Origin of the sequence: Bradyrhizobium erythrophlei, from assembly GCF_900129425.1 — a bacterium.
In the GTDB taxonomy this organism is placed as follows: Bacteria; Pseudomonadota; Alphaproteobacteria; order Rhizobiales; family Xanthobacteraceae; genus Bradyrhizobium; species Bradyrhizobium erythrophlei_C.
The window spans coordinates 4,849,428-4,865,985 of sequence record NZ_LT670817.1 but is presented as its reverse complement, the minus strand read 5'-3'; the positions used below and the strand labels follow the sequence as shown (position 1 = coordinate 4,865,985).

The following is a 16,558-nucleotide window of genomic DNA, read 5'->3' as shown; positions in this document are numbered from 1 at the left end:
TCGATTACGCCACTTCTGATCTCAAACAGGGACCGCTCTCGCGGAATACGCGCTAGACCGCGACATTATCGATCAGCCGGGTTCTTCCGATTTTGGCCGCAACCAGGATTCGGACCGGTCCATCCTTCGCCGATTTGATCGGCGCCAGCGTCTCGGCGTGCCGGGCTTCGAAATAATCCGTGACAAAACCGGCTTGCGCGATCATTTCGGCTCCGCCGGCCATCGCGGCCTCGACGTCGTCGCCCGCCCGCAGACGGCCGGCGCTTTCCTTCATGGCCTTGTAGAGCGCCGGTGCGGCGTGGCGTTCCTCCGGCGACAAATAGACGTTGCGCGACGACATCGCCAGCCCATCGCGCTCGCGCACGGTTTTCGAGCCGATCACCTTGACGCCGAGGTCGAGGTCCCCGGCCATCCGCGTCACCACTCGCAATTGCTGGAAATCCTTTTCGCCGAAGATCGCAAAATCCGGTCGGACTTGCGTGAACAGCTTGCCGACTACGGTGGTGACACCGCCGAAGAAGTGCGGCCGGAAGCGATCCTCAAGACCGGCGGTGGCCGGCCCTTCCGTCAATATCCGGGTGGCAAAGCCGTCCGGGTACATGGTCTTCACGTCCGGATTCCAGATCAGGTCGACATTCTCGGCAGCAAGCCTAGCGACATCGGCCTTCCAGGTGCGCGGGTATGAACTGAAATCTTCCGTCGGTGCGAACTGGGCGGGGTTCACAAAGATCGACACGATGACCTTGGTGGCGCGGCGTTTCGCCAGCCGAACCAGCGACACATGGCCGTCATGGAGTGCTCCCATGGTTGGCACCAGCGCGGTCGTGGCCTTTCGCGCCCTGATGCTGTCGAGGGCGCGACGCAACGCAGGGACCGTGCGGACGATCATGGGGCTTCGCAACATCCGGATTCTATCTATTGGGTCGAGGCGGCAGAGAGCCTTTCGACCTTGCGGCGGGAACGCCGACCTTATCAAGACCGAGGCTTGGCCGCCAAGCCGGCAGTCGAACATCCTGTGCCGGCGATCCCGTGGTGCGCGAACGGCGCTGCGCGTGCGATTCATGATTAAGGCACACGGCCAACGATTCGAGAGTGCTAATGCGCATTTCACTTGACCGCGGTCGCGCGTAATTTGATGATATCTTTTAGGGGACGGACAATGTTGGTGCAGACTAGTCAAGGGCAATCGGGCTCGGCGCATGTCGTTGTGCTGGGCAACGAGAAGGGTGGTTCGGGAAAATCGACTACCGCCCTCCACATTGCGGTCGCACTGATGAAAGCCGGCCAGCGCGTCGCCACCATCGATCTCGATTGCCGCCAGCAAAGCTTCACCCGTTACATCAGCAACCGAAGCGCGTGGGCGCGCCGCACCGGGCTGGACCTCGAACTGCCCGTGCACTGCTGCATCAAGCTCGGCGAGACCATGCAGATCGCGGACAACGAAACTTCCGAATTCCAGCAATTCATCGACGCCGTCAGTGCGGTCGAGCGGACCTTCGATTTCATCGTGATCGATACCCCGGGGTCGGATAGTTACCTGATGCGCCTGGCGCACTCGATGGCCGATACGCTGGTGACCCCGATCAACGACAGCTTCCTCGATTTCGACGTGCTGGGAACCGTCGATCCCGCGACCTATTCGGTCACCGGCGAGAGTCACTATGCCGAGATGGTGCGCGACGTCAGGCGAAAGCGCCGCCAGGTCGACGGCGCCTCTACCGACTGGATCGTGGTCCGCAACCGATTGTCGATGCTGGGATCGCGCAACAAGCAGCTGGTCGCCGACAGCCTCAACGATTTGTCATTCCGGCTCGGCTTCCGTTCGATCGATGGTTTTGCCGAACGGGTGGTCTACCGCGAGTTTTTTCCACGCGGGCTGACCGCGCTCGACGACCTCGACGAGGCAACGCTTGGTACCCGTCCGAGCATGGGTCACGTCACGGCACGCGAGGAGGTTACGAGCCTGCTGCGCCAGTTGAAGCTGCCGCTCGATGAGCGCGGCCGCCGCCGCGCCGCCAACCGCGCCGAATGGTTCAGCCAGGTCGACAAGCCGCTCGAAGTCCACGACATCCTCGGTGCCTAGGGCCCTTGCGGTAAGTTAATACTGGCGGGTGATGCTGGAACGAACTTGCGCCCGACTTGTTCTCACCTTTACCGGCAAGTTGAACCGGACGTTGAGTTGTAGCGTCCCAGAGTGAGGACAGGCTGCGGCTATCCCGGTTGTGCAACTGCACAATAAGAGGGTGCATCGCACAACGATCAGGCGGTCAATTCACAATATTTGGTCTTCCTGTCACGGGGCCGTGACGTATATTAGCAATAAGGGACCGCAGGGTCCCAACCGTGGATTTGGTTCCCTTAAGGTCGTGCGCCGAGGACGAACATGAAGCGTGGAATTGCTATTCTGGTTTCGCTTAGCGCGCTGGTTGCGGTCGGTTATTTCACCGCGAGCAAATGGGCGATCCGCCACGAAACGCTGACCTTCTACGATGCAAGCCGCAACAACCGTCCGGTCGCGGTTGATATCGCCATACGGCGCGACAAGGAATTGCAGGCGAATGCCGGCATGATCACGCTGCCGGTGGCAATCCTCAACCACGGCAACACCGTCAAATTCACCGAATACTCTTTCCTCGCCAACGTCTTCGCCGCGCGCGGCTACATCGCCATCAGCATCCAGCATGATCTGCCGACCGACGCGCCGATGGTGACTAAAGTCGGCGAGCTCTATGTCGGCCGCCTGCCGCAGTACCAGCGCGACGTTGCCAACATCCGTTTTGCGATCGAGGAAATGAAGAAGGTTCAGTCGAACGCTGACTACGATCATTTGACGATGGTGGGGCACTCGATGGGCGCCGACGTGTCGCTCTACTTCGCCAAAATGTACCCTGACAAGATCAAGAAGGTCGTGACGCTCGACAATCTGCGCGTCCCGTTCATGACCGACGGCAAGTTCAAGATCCTCTCATTCCGCTCGCACGATCCTGTTTTCAAGCCGGACCCTGGCGTGATTCCGACCGAAGAAGTCTGCGAGAAGGCCGGGATTACGGTGGTCCGAACCGATTTCCAGCATAACGACATGCGCGATACCGGACCTGACGAGGCCAAGGCATCGATCCAGGGCATGCTCGACAAGTTCCTCGATGACGACAGCCCGCTCAGGCCGGTCGAGACAAAAGCGCCGCCTGTCATGACCGAGGCCGGCCCGGTCGCGCCCTATGCGCCGGTGCAGAACTGACCGTCGCCGGCGCACTCGCCTGGACCAGTTGACGCCGTGAGCAGTGCCAGCGCTACCATCGCGCATTGACCACTCCCTGATCCCGTCCCACATAAGGGCTTGCTGTAATCTGCGAGCGCTGATGTCTGGCGAACCGACCAAACCCAAATCGGCTGCCGAAATCGCGTCGGCGCAAAAGGCTGCGTCCGGCAAGGCTGGTTCGTTGCCGGAGGCAAGGCCATCGGCCGCCGAAGACATCGCGGCCTTCGTCGCCAAGGCCCGCGCGATGTCGCCCCACGCGGCCGGCGCGAGAGGCCGGCTGGTGTTCGCGCTCGACGCCACCATGAGCCGGCAGCCGACATGGGATATGGCCTGCGCGCTGCAGGCCGATATGTTTCGCGAGGCCGCGGCGCTCGGCAGCCTCGATATCCGCCTCGTCTATTATCGCGGCCTCAACGAGTGCCGGGCCACGGGGTGGATCTCCGACAGCGCGCAACTGGCGAAGCTGATGGGCAAGATCGATTGCCGGGGCGGCAACACCCAGATCGGCAAGGTGTTGTCGGAAGCGCGGCGCGAGGCGGTCGCCTCCGCCGTGCGCGCCGTCGTCTTCGTCGGCGACGCCATGGAGGAAAGGGTCGACGAACTCTGCGCCAAGGCAGGCGAACTCGGCCTGCTCAAGGTGCCGGTGTTCATGTTTCAGGAGGGCCACGACGCCGATGCGGAGCAGGCGTTTCGAGAAATCGCACGTCTGACCGGTGGCGCCTGGTGCAGGTTCGATCCCGGCGCTGCGGCGCAGCTGCGCGAATTGTTGCGCGCAGCCGCGGCCTATGCCGCCGGCGGTCGCGAGGCGCTGCTGCGGCTATCGAAGACCGGGAGCGGCGCCGCCAAATTGCTTGGCCAGATCAAGTGATTTCGATCTCTGTTTTTCGATGCCACATAAGCGGCGGGAATAATCGGCGGCTCGGACCGCGACGTCATCGGGTCACGCCGGGGTTGCCGCTTTCGCTACGGCATCCAGTGCCGACGTCATCATGGCGACCGCTGCCCCGGCTTCTCCGCTGAGCCCATGCCGCGCTGCGAGCCAGGCGGGATCATTGTATGAAAGCCATGTCTTGCCCGATGCATCCTGCCAGACCAGCGCCTTTGGCGGCAGGTCGATGCCGATGGTCTGAACGGACTGCATCAGCGGCGTGCCGCCTTTTGCATTCCGAAGATCAGGAGTTCGGTCGGCCGCAGCGACAGCCCCATCCCGGCCGCCCCGGCGGCATGGTCGATGCGGGCAAACACCGTCATGCCCTTTGCCTTCACCTCGGCCTCGAGCCTATCCATCGTATCTTTCGGCCCGTCGCTGCTCTGGATCGTTACCAAGCCTTGCGCAGCCATTCTGGTGCTCCCTGGCCAGCCGGTTGCGAATACGAACGACGCCAAGAAGCTTCTCGCCTCACCAACGCCCTATAGGCCGAAAGGACCGGCATGCTTTTTACCGCTGATCCCACTATATTGAATTCATGCCTACCCTGATCGCCGGCGTCGTCGCCGTTATTCTTCTTTATTCGTTGCTGCAAATGTTTCGCGCGGCCAATCCGGTCGTGCTGGCGCGCGCGATCAAGATCGGCGGCGGCGTGGTGGCGCTCGCGGTTGCGGCCTTTACCGGCATGAAGGGCGAGCTGGCGGTAGCGGTCCCGCTCGGCATCTTCGGCGCCGGGCTACTGGGGTGGTCGCCCTTCGGGGCATCGGGGTTCAGCACGATCGGCGGGATGTTCCGAGGCGCGACCGGACAGCGCTCGCCGGGGCAGACGTCGCGGGTCCGCTCGCAGTTTCTCGATATGGTTCTCGATCACGACAGCGGCGAATTGCTGGGCCAGATCGTGGCCGGACCGTATGCCGGCCGTTCCCTCGGGGAGTTCGACCTGGCACAGCTGACGGCGATGATTTCCGGCTTCGACGCGGAAAGCGTCTCGCTACTTGAGAGCTATCTGGACCGCAGGTTTCCCGCTTGGCGTCAGAACGCGCAGGGAAATGCGGCAGGGGGGCAGGGCCGCCCTTCGCCGAGCAGCAAAATGACGGACGAGGAGGCCTATCAGATCCTTGGCCTGCAGCCGGGGGCGGGGCGCGAAGACATCGGGCGAGCGCATCGTACGCTCATGAAGAAATTGCATCCCGACCAAGGGGGGTCGACGTACCTCGCCGCCCGGGTAAACGAGGCCAAGGATACTTTGCTTCGCAGGCATCACAGCTAACTCCGGCACGCTACCAAACGCTACAAACCGAGAGTTGCTCCTGCTTGTTCTCCGCCTGACGCCCCTGGCCGCCCGCCGTAGTCCGGCGTGGTCGATCATTCATCTCAGCATTCTTAGCCGCAAAAGCTTGACGAGAGGTTTGCGCCGCTGGATTTGCGCGTGGCATTGCCGGCGGCAACAGCGAATCGTCGTGGTCGGGTTTGTCCCGCCCGCGATAGCTGTGTCGATCAGTTGCGAACGGTAATGCAGGAAATGTCGGAGTGCTTCAATGTTCGGCATACGGCTTCGGCCTGATCGCGCTCGAGACCGGCAAAACGGGCCCGGAACAGCTTTTTGTCGCCTTTGGCGACCACCGGTTCGGTGAACGGATCGGCCTTCGCAAGCAGGCCGTGGGCTTGGTTGCGTGCGTCGTCGATGCGCTGCCGAGCTTCGCTTTCGCTCTCCAGCGCGCCGACCTGAACGATCCAGCCGGTGTGGATTGCGACCGGCCTGATGGCGCCGTTCTGCTGAATGGTCTCCGGCTGGGCGCGGGGGGCGGAATCGGCGTAGGCCATCGCCTGGGCGGTAGAGGAGGGTGGCAGGCTCGATGCCGGCAGCACGCCGAGCAAGCCATTTCCGGTGCCGTGGTTCGCCGGCTGCGGCGGCATTTCAGTCCTGGAAACTTCAGTCTTGTTGGTTTCAGCCTTGGCCATGATAGCGCTCGAGGTCTCCGGCTGTTCCTGACGAGACGGCGTGATGGCGCTGGTAATCGGCGTGGCCGGACCGGCTGAGGCCAGCTTCAGCTGGCCGGCCTTGATCTGGACGGTCTTCACCTTGACGGGCTTCATTGGTTCGGACGAACCGGGGATCGCAGCGATCGACTGGGTCTGAATGACCCCGCTGGTCATCGGCGCGGGTTCAGGCTTGGCTTGCGGCGGCGGCACAGCCGCGGTGGCTGCGGCGAAGATCGATCGCGCGGCCGGAGGGGCCGAATGCACGGGCGGCGCTGCGGCAGGCTCAGATGAGGCCGTCTGAACAGCACCCTGGACCTGAACGGTCTGTGTCGGCCGCGAATCGGCTGCCGCTTCCGCAACGTCCGCACTGGCATCCGCCGGATTGCGCTCGGTGATCGCGGCGACAGTACGCCTGGTCGCGCCTTTTTCGAGATTCTCAGCAAGCAGGTTGCGCATGATTGCGTCGCGCGAACTGCCGCTGCGGCCGCCCATCACCGCGCCGATCAGAAAGCGGTTGCCACGGTGCATCGAGGTCACGAGATTGAAGCCGGAAGCGCGGGTGTAGCCGGTCTTGATTCCGTCAACGCCTTCGACACTGCCGATCAGGTGATTGTGGTTGCGGATCGTTTGGCCGTGATAGTTGAACGCCGCCGTCGAGAAATAATGGTAATAGCGCGGAAAACGGTCCTGGATGGCGCGTCCGAGGGTCGATTGATCCCGCGCCGTCGTCACCTGGTCGTCGTCGGGCAGGCCGGATGCATTGCGATAAACGGTCCTGGTCATGCCGAGCGCGCGCGCCTTGCGGGTCATCAGCTTGGCGAAATCGTCCTCGTCGCCGGCGATGGCTTCGGCGATCACCACCGCAGCATCGTTGGCCGAGCGCGTCACCAATCCCTTGATCGCGTCTTCGACGCGGATGGTCTGGCCCGGGCGCAGGCCGAGCTTGGTGGGAGCTTGCTCGGAGGCGTGTTCTGACACTTCCATTTCGCTGTCGAGCTGCATCTTGCCGGCGTCGAGCCGCTCAAACAGCAGATAAAGCGTCATCATCTTGGTGAGAGACGCGGGATGGCGGCTGGCGTCGGGATTGTTGGCGGAGAGGGTGGCGCCGGAGTTGCCGTCTACGATGATCGACGAGAACGCCGGGCTGTAGCTTTCGTGCACTTCCTGGTGCGCAGAATGGCGGTGTCTGGAGCGGCGCGCATCGGCGCTGTCGGTCGTGAAAATGACCGCTGTGGTGATCGTGAGCAGCCCAAAAACGCCAGCCCGCAGAACATGCGAGGAAGCAAAGGTTGTGCGAAGCATGAACTTCCCCGTCCCAATTTCTGTCTTTGATCACCGGTTCGTGAGGCCAAATTATGCCCAACGGCCGGCGATGTTTCCCTGCTCAAACGGCCCGACCCGGGTGGCGATCTGCGACCGGCCGGCCGTTCAGGCCGCTGTTCTAGCTAAGAGACTGTACGTCAACGTTTTTTCGGCTGCCTGACCCGACCACGCCAAGACCCAGAATCAGGTTAGGTGGCCGGAGTTTCCAAAAGATTAAGCAACCCTTCCGCAATCCTCCGGCAATAGCCGTAAATTCTCGAGATTTGTGCGATGCATCAAATTTTCTTGACTTTATTGTGCATCGCAGTATAGACTTGGGGCGTCAGGGGGCCAGGACCTCCTGCGCAGCAGTCTGGGAAGGACTCCATGATGGTCAAAGTCGAAGAGCTTCAGCAGTACGGAAAAGAACACCTCGAGACGGTTCAGAGCGGCCTTCAGGCGATAGCCAGCGCCTATGGCGACTACACCAAGAAGTCGTTTGAAGACACCAAGTCGTTGGTCGAGAAGCTGTCCGGCGTGAAGTCGCTGGACAAGGCGATCGAAGTGCAGACCGAATACGCAAAGTCGGCGTACGAGACCTTCGTGGCCGAGTCGCAGAAGATCGCCGGGCTGTATACCGATCTCGCCAAGCAGACCTTCAAGCCGCTGGAAGGCATGGTCGCGAAGTTCACCCCGGCCGCGACGCACTAATAACCGCGAGCCTTAGCTGATTTCGAAGATCAGAAAGCCCGGCCGATGCGGCCGGGCTTTTTCTTGTTCTGGTTCCGAGAGAATTATCGCGCCACGCGCAACTGCGACAGCGAGGATCCGATCGATTGGAAGGCCGAGATAACCTGCGTCGCTGACGTTAGCATATAGAAATCCGAAGGATTGCTGGCACAGTAAGACAATACCGAAGACGTTGGATCCGGCGGGCTGCTGGTGTTGACCTGGATCGTATAGACGGTGACGCCGGCACCCTTGGCGTTGTCGCACAGAATCTTCTGGCGCGCGTCGATCGAGGCGGCGTTGGTATACCATCGATCTTGCGTGTTCAGACCGTCGGACAGCAGAATGATCACGTCCTTGTAAGTATAGTTGGGGTCTTTCGCTGGCGCGTTGAGCGGTGTTGTCGAAGCCAGAGACTGCCATCCCCAGGCCATGCCGATCGCCTGGTTGGTGTTGCCGTTTGGAGCCATGGTGCCGATCTTGCTCTTCAGCGCGGTCCAGTCATAGCTGAGCGGCATCAACGCTACCGGACAAGCACTCCACTGTTCGGCAGGGAACAGCGTGTATGGGTTCGATGTGACCGGCGCGGTATTTAGCGTGTCATAACCTGGGTTTTCATTGTCTTTGTCGCGGTCCCAGACACAGCCATTCCAGGTGTTGTGGTTCGCCGGCGTCCAGGTGTAGCCGGTGCAACTGCCGCGACTGTTGCGACTGTTGCAAACGTTGGTTCCGTTCGCAGCGTCCCAGGCAGTCCAGTCGATCCAGTTCTGGTTATAGTTGCTGGCACCGACATTGACGTCTTTGGCGAATGGAATGATGGAAATGTAGACATCGCCGGGATTCTTGGCGAGCGCGCTCAACTGGTCGATCAGATTTTTGGACGCGGTCTGCAGCGCCGTCATCTTGCCGTTCTGGGACATCGATCCCGTGTTGTCCAGCACCATCGCCACGCGCATCCGCACATTGCCCCATGCAGTGGTCGAGGCGGTGCTGAAGTTGATGTTCGGGAACCCGGCCACCTTCAAGAAGTCGGTGGTGACCGATCCGGAGCCGTTGACCTGGATGGTCGAGCCCATATTGCTATTGGCCGTGTAGGTCGCGTTGATCGAAATCGACTGGGCGTCGGTATTGGTGTAAAGTGCGGCGAAATAGGCCTGAGCCTTGGTGGTGATCTGGGACGCCGTGATGGCGCCGCTGGAAAGATCTTTCGAGAGCATCAAGGCTGTCGAGTCGAGCGCGGCCTGCATCGACGAGCGCGCGTTGTTGGCGCGGCTGTAGTCGATCGCGGCGCCGACGAAGCTGATCATGGGTACGCAGGCGATGGCAAAAATTACCGCGATGTTACCCTGATTGGCCCCGACGAACCGGCTAGCCGCTCCCTTGAAATGACGGGTAATGGATGCACTGAACATGACTGTCACCGAAATTGGGTTGCTGGCGCCATTTCGGCCCTCGCGACTAAACAGCCGGTAAATCCGTCCTGATAAAAGTGGGTCAATAGCCGTGCAAATCAGGGCTCGGCCCGCGAACCCGTCGATATCGTCAATAGCCGATAAATGGCTTTGTCAAATCCGACGGCATTGATTAACCTTGTGCAGGATGCCGAGCCTGGAATTCGGCGCCGCCGCAGGTCGTGTTTGACCAGAGATTTGCGCGCTTGCGGCGAGCCGAAACCGGACCCATATTGACGCTATCGATCCAGCTGATGGGTCGGGCGGCCGGGAGCGGTGATCTGGAAAGCGTGCCTGGGAACTCTTTGGATGGCTCCGGCAGGAGAACATCACCCGGTCGCTATCCGGTTTCCTGTGGGGATTTCGAACGCCTGTGCCATGCAGCTAACTTCAAGAATTGATTCGCCCGCGCCAGCCGCCCGCGCGGCATTTGCTCCCCGAATGGGTGGCGACGAGAACCGCACCGGGGGGGCCGGCGGTCCCGCCACATCGGTTATCGCCAAGGTCAAGCCGAAGACAAAGCGCCCGAACCTCTACCGTGTTCTGATCTTGAACGACGATTACACGCCGATGGAGTTTGTCGTTCACGTGCTGGAGAAGTTCTTCCAGAAGGACGTCGAAGCCGCGACCAAGATCATGCTCCACGTCCATCATCATGGAATCGGGGAGTGTGGGGTGTTCACCTACGAGATCGCCGAGACCAAGGTGACGCAGGTGATGGATTTTGCGCGCAAGCACCAGCATCCCCTGCAATGCGTGATGGAAAAAAAGTAGCGTCGCGCGAAAATCCGCCCAAATAGGAACGGGTTTTGCATTAAAAGGTGCGATCGATCAGACGAGCCGGCGGCCTTGTCGGCCGTGTTACCCTTTTTCGGATGCAAGCGGGAACCGCTCTTTTGCCGTGATCGGGTGTAACTATATGACAAAGGTTGTTGTTGCCTGACCGGGCAACGGCGATCATGATGGCGGGGGCCACAGAGGACGAGAATGCCGACTTTTTCCCAGAGCCTTGAACAATCCCTGCATCGCGCGCTGGCGATCGCAAACGAGCGTCACCATCAATACGCGACGCTTGAACACCTTTTGCTGTCGCTGATCGATGACTCGGATGCGGCCGCCGTCATGCGTGCCTGCAGCGTCGATCTCGACAAGCTGCGTACCAGTCTCGTCAACTATCTCGAAACCGAATTCGAAAATCTGGTTACCGATGGCGCCGACGACGCCAAGCCGACCGCGGGCTTTCAACGCGTGATCCAGCGCGCGGTGATTCACGTCCAGTCATCCGGCCGCGAGGAAGTCACCGGCGCCAACGTGCTGATCGCGATCTTCGCGGAACGCGAAAGCCACGCCGCCTATTTCCTGCAGGAGCAGGACATGACCCGCTACGACGCGGTCAATTACATCAGCCACGGCATAGCCAAACGGCCCGGCGTCTCGGAAGCGCGCCCCGTCCGCGGGGTCGACGAAGAGACCGAGACCAAGGGCAACGAGGACTCCAAGAAAAAGGGCGAGGCGCTCGATACTTACTGCGTCAACCTCAACAAGAAGGCGCGCGACGGCAAGATTGATCCGGTGATCGGGCGAAATGCCGAGATCAACCGCGCCATCCAGGTGCTCTGCCGCCGGCAGAAGAACAATCCGCTGTTCGTGGGCGAAGCCGGTGTCGGCAAGACCGCGATTGCGGAAGGACTCGCCAAACGCATCGTCGACAGCGAAGTACCTGAAGTCCTGGCGGCGGCCACCGTGTTCTCGCTGGACATGGGCACCTTGCTGGCAGGCACCCGCTATCGCGGCGATTTCGAGGAGCGGCTGAAACAAGTTCTGAAAGAGCTCGAGGCGCATCCGAACGCCATCCTGTTCATCGACGAGATTCATACCGTGATCGGCGCCGGTGCGACTTCCGGCGGCGCGATGGACGCGTCCAACCTGTTAAAGCCGGCGCTGGCATCGGGCACCATCCGCTGCATGGGCTCGACCACCTACAAGGAATACCGCCAGCATTTCGAAAAGGATCGCGCCCTGGTGCGCCGGTTCCAGAAGATCGACGTCAATGAGCCGACGGTCGAGGACGCGATCGCGATCCTCAAGGGCCTGAAACCCTATTTCGAGGACTACCACCGGCTGAAATACACCAACGAGGCCATCGAGGCCGCGGTGCAGCTGTCCTCGCGTTACATTCACGACCGCAAGCTGCCGGACAAGGCGATCGACGTGATCGACGAGTCAGGGGCGGCACAGATGCTGGTTGCGGAGAACAAGCGCAAGAAAACCATCGGCATCAAGGAAATCGAGACCACGATTGCGACCATGGCGCGGATTCCGCCCAAGAGCGTGTCAAAGGACGATGCCGAGGTTTTGAAACATCTCGAACAGACTCTGAAACGCGTGGTGTTCGGCCAGGACAAGGCGATCGACGCCTTGTCGGCATCGATCAAACTGGCGCGTGCCGGGTTGCGCGAGCCGGAAAAGCCGATCGGCTCGTATCTGTTCTCGGGTCCGACCGGCGTCGGCAAGACCGAGGTGGCAAAGCAGCTTGCGGCATCGCTCGGCGTCGAACTGATCCGGTTCGACATGTCGGAATATATGGAGCGGCACACGGTGTCGCGGCTGATCGGCGCCCCTCCGGGCTACGTCGGCTTCGACCAGGGCGGTCTGCTCACCGACGGCGTCGACCAGCATCCGCACTGCGTGGTGTTGCTCGACGAAATCGAGAAGGCGCATCCGGACCTCTACAATGTGCTGCTGCAGATCATGGATCACGGCCGCCTCACCGATCATAACGGCAAGCAGGTCAATTTCCGCAACGTGATCCTGATCATGACCACCAATGCGGGAGCCGCCGATCTGGCGCGCCAGGCATTCGGCTTCACGCGCAACAAGCGGGAAGGCGACGATCACGAAGCGATCAATCGGCAGTTCGCGCCCGAATTCCGCAACCGGCTCGACGCCATTGTCTCGTTCGCGCATCTCAGTGCCGACGTGATCGGCATGGTGGTGGAGAAGTTCGTGCTGCAGCTCGAGGCGCAGCTCGCCGACCGCGACGTGACCATCGAACTGTCGGAACCGGCCAAGGCGTGGCTGGTTCAACATGGTTACGACGAGCAGATGGGTGCGCGGCCGATGGCACGCGTGATCCAGGAGCACATCAAGAAGCCGCTGGCCGACGAGGTGCTGTTCGGCAAGCTCAAGGGCGGCGGCCACGTCCGCGTCGTGCTTGTCAAGGACGAGACGGCCGCGGAAGCCGGTCAGGAAAAGATCGGCTTCGAATACGTCGAAGGGCCGGTCACGCCGAAGCCGGAAAAACTTCCAGGCGCGCGCAAACGCGCCGTGCCGCGCAAACCGAAACCGAGCGGTCCCAGCGGCGGATCCAAAGGCCCGGCCTCACGGGGGCCGCTGGTCAAGGTTTGAGCAGCCGATATTGCGAATGAAGAAGCCGGCGTGTCGCAAGACCGCCGGCTTTTTTGATGGGCGGCAGCGCAGTTGAACCTATCTCGTACTGTCGACGTCAAAGCTCAGACCGGGGGGTTACATGAAATCAGCATGCATTGCTTTGCTTGTTTTGCTGCCGAGTATCGCACACGCCGAACAGCCACAAACCTTTGAGGAAAAGTGCACGTCGACGGAAGCATCCGCGAACCGGGGTGATGCGAACTACGACGTCCATGTGTTTGACGTCGAGAACAAATGCGACTTTTCGATCCGATGCGATCTAAACATCGCTGTCTACGGCGCGTTCGGGATGAAGCAAGGGCACAAGATTGTGGTGATCGAGCCTCACGCGCACGGGTCCATGGTGCTCAAAACGAAGAGTTCCGGCAGCCTTACCGAGCGAGACCACAGGTGCAAGCCGATATGAATGGGCACGAAACACGAGAACCGCCGGTCGAGCTTGAGCCGAGACCGAGCGTCAATGGTCCAACGGAGATTCGTTCGATGCAATTTGCCTGATGTCGGAGGCCAGTTCATCCACGCGCTGCGGCTGCGCATCCCACGCGAACATGAAGCGCGCCGCGCCTCCGATGAAGGTGTAAAATCGCCAGCCCCGGCTGCGCAGCGCCGCGACCATCGCCTCCGGCATGCGAAGGAAAACTGCGTTGGCCTGTGCGGGAAACGCGACCTCCAGTTCGGGCAGCCCGCGGATCTGCTGCGCCAGGCGTTGCGCGCAGGCATTGCCGTGCTCAGCATTGCGAAGCCAGGCCCCGGTTTCGAGCATGCCGACCCAGGGCGCCGACAGAAAACGCATTTTCGACGCAAGTTGCCCGGCCTGTTTGCATCGATAGTCGAAATCCTCTGCAAGCCCCGGGTTGAAAAACAGGATGGCCTCGCCGGCCGCCATTCCGTTCTTGGTTCCGCCGAAGCATAGAACGTCGACGCCGGCGCGCCATGTCATGTCGGCCGGGCTGCAGCCAAGGCTGGCGCAGGCGTTGGCGAAGCGGGCGCCGTCCATGTGGAGACTGAGACCGAGTTCCCGGCAGGTCGCCGAAATGGAACGTAATTCACCGAGGCTGTAGACCAGTCCGGTTTCCGTCGGCTGCGTGATCGTCACGACCCGCGGCTTGGGAAAATGGATGTCGTTTCGGTTGGTCGCGATGGCGCGGATCGCATCCGGTATCAGCTTGCCATCGGCGGATGGTGCCACCAACAGCTTCGATCCGTTTGAGAAGAACTCCGGGGCGCCGCATTCGTCGGTCTCGACATGGGCTGCGTCCGAACAGATCACGCTGTGATAGGACTGGCACAGCGCGGCCAGCGCCAGTGAATTGGCAGCGGTGCCGTTGAACGCAAAGAACACCTCGCAATTGGTTTCGAACAGCGCGCGAAAGGCATCTGATGCCTTTGCAGTCCAGATGTCGTCGCCGTAGGCCGGCGCGTCGCCCTGGTTCGCCTCGGCCATGGCCGCCCATGCCTCCGGGCAAATACCGGAATAATTGTCGCTCACGAATTGCTGGGAATTGCTGGTCATCTCGTACCGCCTCTCGCCGTCAGGTCTGCTTCATCGAGGCAAGACTGACGCAAGCGCGGCGCTATCCCGTTTGTTGCCGGATCGGCCGCATCTCCCCTTGCGAGGACGCCACCTTGCTCGGGAGCAGGTTGGCGTTGAGCATCAGCTCAACTCTTGATGTTGCCAACGGCAATAGAAGGAAAAATCGGATCTGGCAAGTTTTCGGTCAGAGCCGAAAACCTGCCAGGCTCGCGCCAGGTCTTCGGCTCGACCTGCTAAAGCTAGGCGGGTTTTAAGAGAAAGTAGGCCGTCAGCAGGACACCGCCGCCTGAGAGAGAGTTGACCATGCCGGACGCGAACGCCGCCAGCATCCCGAAGAATAAGATCAAGTTTCTCAGTCGCCCTTCAGACGCTGGCTCTCGTGGACCCGCACCCGCTCAAGTCCACTCGCGCCTGCTGACGACAACCTCAGCAGGCTAAACACCGCGCCGAGCAAGGCGAAACCCACGCCGACCAGAAGCGAGATCTGAGTGCCCTCGGCAGGATAGCGCGCCAGAAACAGTGCCACCAGGGCCGCGCCAGTGGTCTGCCCCAGCAGCCGTGCCGTCCCCAGCATGCCGCTTGCGCCGCCACTGCGCTCGCGCGGTGCCGCCGCGATCATGGTGCGGTTGTTGGGTGTCTGGAACAGACCGAAGCCCGCGCCGGCTAGCGCCATTCGCCACACGACGTCGGCAAGGGTGGGATTGGCCGGCAACAGCGCCAGTGCGCCGAGTCCCGCGGCGAACACCAGCAGTCCGATGCCGCCCAGCAGGCCGGCCGGGTAGCGTTCAACCAGTCGCCCGGCCAGCGGTGCGGCGAATGCGACGGCAATCGGCCAGGGCGTGATCAGAAGCCCAATTTGTACGGCCGAATATCCGAAACGGCTCTCCAGATAAAAGGGCAGCGCGACAAAGGCCAGCATCTGGCCGCAGAAAGAGGCAATCGAGGTGCTGATCGACAGGGCGAAAATGGGAATGCGCAGCAGATCCACCGGCAGCAATGGCGAAGGCATGTGGGTCTGCCGATGCACCAAGAGAAGGCCGGCGGCGATTGCGATGCCAAATTCCAAGAGGCAAAGGGAGAGCGGCTCGCCATGGCCGACGCTGTCGATCGCGGCGATGCCGACCCCAAAGGTGATCGCGCTCAGCGCGGCGCTTTGCCAGTCGAAAGCGTGCGCGGCGCGGGGCGTGTGCGGCAGATAGCGCCAGCCGAGGGCCAGCGCTCCGATGCCGAGCGGGACGTTAATGGCGAACAGGTATGGCCATGTTCCGACCGCCAGAATCGCCGCGGCCACGGTCGGCCCAACCGCGGCGGAGACAGCGACCACCATGGCATTGATCCCGATACCACGCCCCAGCAGGTCGCGCGGGTAGGTGAATCGGACCAACGCCGAGTTGACGCTCATGATCCCTGCCGCGCCAAATCCTTGCATAATGCGCGCCACGGTCAGCAGTAGCAACGTATGCGAAAGCGCGCAAAACAGCGATGCGAGTGTGAAAACTATCAGCCCAGCCAGGTAAACGCGGCGATAGCCGATGATTTCACCGAGCGAAGCCAGTGGCAGCAACGAAATCGTGATCGCCAACTGGTAGCCGTTGACAATCCAGATTGAAAAGGCGGGGCTTGCGTTAAGATCCCTGGCGATAGCGGGCAGGGCGACATTGGCGATCGCGCCGTCCATCACGGCCATGATCAGGCCGAGTGCAATCGTGAGGATGGCCCAATGGCGCTGCGGCTGCGGCAAACCGTCGGCGTGCTCGACAATAGCGGACGGCATGTGGTGAACGTGACCTGGGTTCTGACATCGACTGGCTACCGCATGCTGGATTAGCCGATAATTTGCAACCTTCGTAGGGCAGACCTGGTTCCGTCGGACACATGGCGCATCTTTTCGACCCCGAACCGGACATCGCTCAGTGTTGCGC

13 protein-coding genes, 1 pseudogene and 1 riboswitch are annotated in these 16,558 nt (G+C 61.4%); of the genes and pseudogenes, 8 read left to right on the top strand and 6 right to left on the bottom strand.

Features of this window, described 5'->3' with window-relative positions; genetic code table 11:
• Window positions 1–52: 52 nt before the first annotated feature.
• Window positions 53–904, bottom strand: a complete 852-nt coding sequence (panC, locus tag B5527_RS23245; RefSeq protein ID WP_079603624.1) for a pantoate--beta-alanine ligase — start codon at window positions 902–904, stop codon at window positions 53–55.
• 255 nt (window positions 905–1,159) lie between these two features.
• On the opposite strand from panC, the gene B5527_RS23240 reads away from it, so the two are divergent.
• From B5527_RS23240 to B5527_RS23230, 3 genes are all read left to right on the top strand, one after another.
• Window positions 1,160–2,083 carry a division plane positioning ATPase MipZ gene (locus B5527_RS23240; RefSeq protein ID WP_079603623.1) on the top strand — a complete coding sequence of 308 codons (924 nt, stop codon included), beginning with the start codon at window positions 1,160–1,162 and terminating at the stop codon, window positions 2,081–2,083.
• A gap of 300 nt (window positions 2,084–2,383) precedes the next feature.
• Window positions 2,384–3,238, top strand: coding sequence for an alpha/beta fold hydrolase (locus tag B5527_RS23235; RefSeq protein ID WP_079603622.1), 855 nt, complete (start codon window positions 2,384–2,386; stop codon window positions 3,236–3,238).
• A gap of 121 nt (window positions 3,239–3,359) precedes the next feature.
• Window positions 3,360–4,127 carry a hypothetical protein gene (locus B5527_RS23230; protein ID WP_079603621.1) on the top strand — a complete coding sequence of 256 codons (768 nt, stop codon included), beginning with the start codon at window positions 3,360–3,362 and terminating at the stop codon, window positions 4,125–4,127.
• Window positions 4,128–4,199: 72 nt separating this feature from the next.
• Here B5527_RS23230 and B5527_RS23225 read toward each other — a convergent pair.
• Window positions 4,200–4,600, bottom strand: a pseudogene (locus B5527_RS23225) (DUF302 domain-containing protein).
• A gap of 125 nt (window positions 4,601–4,725) precedes the next feature.
• On the opposite strand from B5527_RS23225, the gene B5527_RS23220 reads away from it, so the two are divergent.
• Window positions 4,726–5,457, top strand: coding sequence for a DnaJ domain-containing protein (locus tag B5527_RS23220; RefSeq protein WP_079603620.1), 732 nt, complete (start codon window positions 4,726–4,728; stop codon window positions 5,455–5,457).
• 227 nt (window positions 5,458–5,684) lie between these two features.
• Here the strand turns inward: B5527_RS23220 and B5527_RS23215 are convergent, their stop codons facing one another.
• Window positions 5,685–7,472: a serine hydrolase gene (locus tag B5527_RS23215; RefSeq protein WP_079603619.1), complete on the bottom strand. Its 1,788-nt coding sequence runs from the start codon at window positions 7,470–7,472 to the stop codon at window positions 5,685–5,687.
• Window positions 7,473–7,862: 390 nt separating this feature from the next.
• On the opposite strand from B5527_RS23215, the gene B5527_RS23210 reads away from it, so the two are divergent.
• Window positions 7,863–8,183 carry a phasin family protein gene (locus tag B5527_RS23210; RefSeq protein WP_079607445.1) on the top strand — a complete coding sequence of 107 codons (321 nt, stop codon included), beginning with the start codon at window positions 7,863–7,865 and terminating at the stop codon, window positions 8,181–8,183.
• An 83-nt stretch (window positions 8,184–8,266) separates the two neighbouring features.
• Here the strand turns inward: B5527_RS23210 and B5527_RS23205 are convergent, their stop codons facing one another.
• Entirely contained in the window at window positions 8,267–9,613 is a 1,347-nt protein-coding gene (locus B5527_RS23205) for a TadE/TadG family type IV pilus assembly protein (RefSeq protein ID WP_079603618.1), read from the bottom strand.
• Window positions 9,614–10,093: 480 nt separating this feature from the next.
• On the opposite strand from B5527_RS23205, the gene clpS reads away from it, so the two are divergent.
• From clpS to B5527_RS23190, 3 genes are all read left to right on the top strand, one after another.
• The gene (gene clpS / locus B5527_RS23200) at window positions 10,094–10,426 is read left to right on the top strand and encodes an ATP-dependent Clp protease adapter ClpS (RefSeq protein ID WP_079603617.1); all 333 of its coding nucleotides are present in this window, start codon (window positions 10,094–10,096) and stop codon (window positions 10,424–10,426) included.
• Window positions 10,427–10,639: 213 nt separating this feature from the next.
• On the top strand, window positions 10,640–13,060 hold the full coding sequence (clpA, locus tag B5527_RS23195; protein ID WP_079603616.1) for an ATP-dependent Clp protease ATP-binding subunit ClpA: 2,421 nt from the start codon (window positions 10,640–10,642) through the stop codon (window positions 13,058–13,060).
• Window positions 13,061–13,181: 121 nt separating this feature from the next.
• Complete coding sequence (locus tag B5527_RS23190; protein ID WP_154072458.1) at window positions 13,182–13,508, top strand: hypothetical protein; 327 nt, start codon at window positions 13,182–13,184, stop codon at window positions 13,506–13,508.
• Between the two features lie 51 nt (window positions 13,509–13,559).
• Here B5527_RS23190 and B5527_RS23185 read toward each other — a convergent pair whose 3' ends face one another.
• Window positions 13,560–14,615 (bottom strand): threonine aldolase family protein, encoded by a 1,056-nt coding sequence (locus B5527_RS23185; protein WP_079603614.1) that lies wholly within the window; start codon window positions 14,613–14,615, stop codon window positions 13,560–13,562.
• A gap of 59 nt (window positions 14,616–14,674) precedes the next feature.
• Window positions 14,675–14,780, bottom strand: a riboswitch (SAM-I-IV-variant riboswitch).
• Window positions 14,781–14,988: 208 nt separating this feature from the next.
• Window positions 14,989–16,410 carry an MFS transporter gene (locus tag B5527_RS23180; RefSeq protein ID WP_079603613.1) on the bottom strand — a complete coding sequence of 474 codons (1,422 nt, stop codon included), beginning with the start codon at window positions 16,408–16,410 and terminating at the stop codon, window positions 14,989–14,991.
• Between the last annotated feature and the right edge of the window lie 148 nt (window positions 16,411–16,558).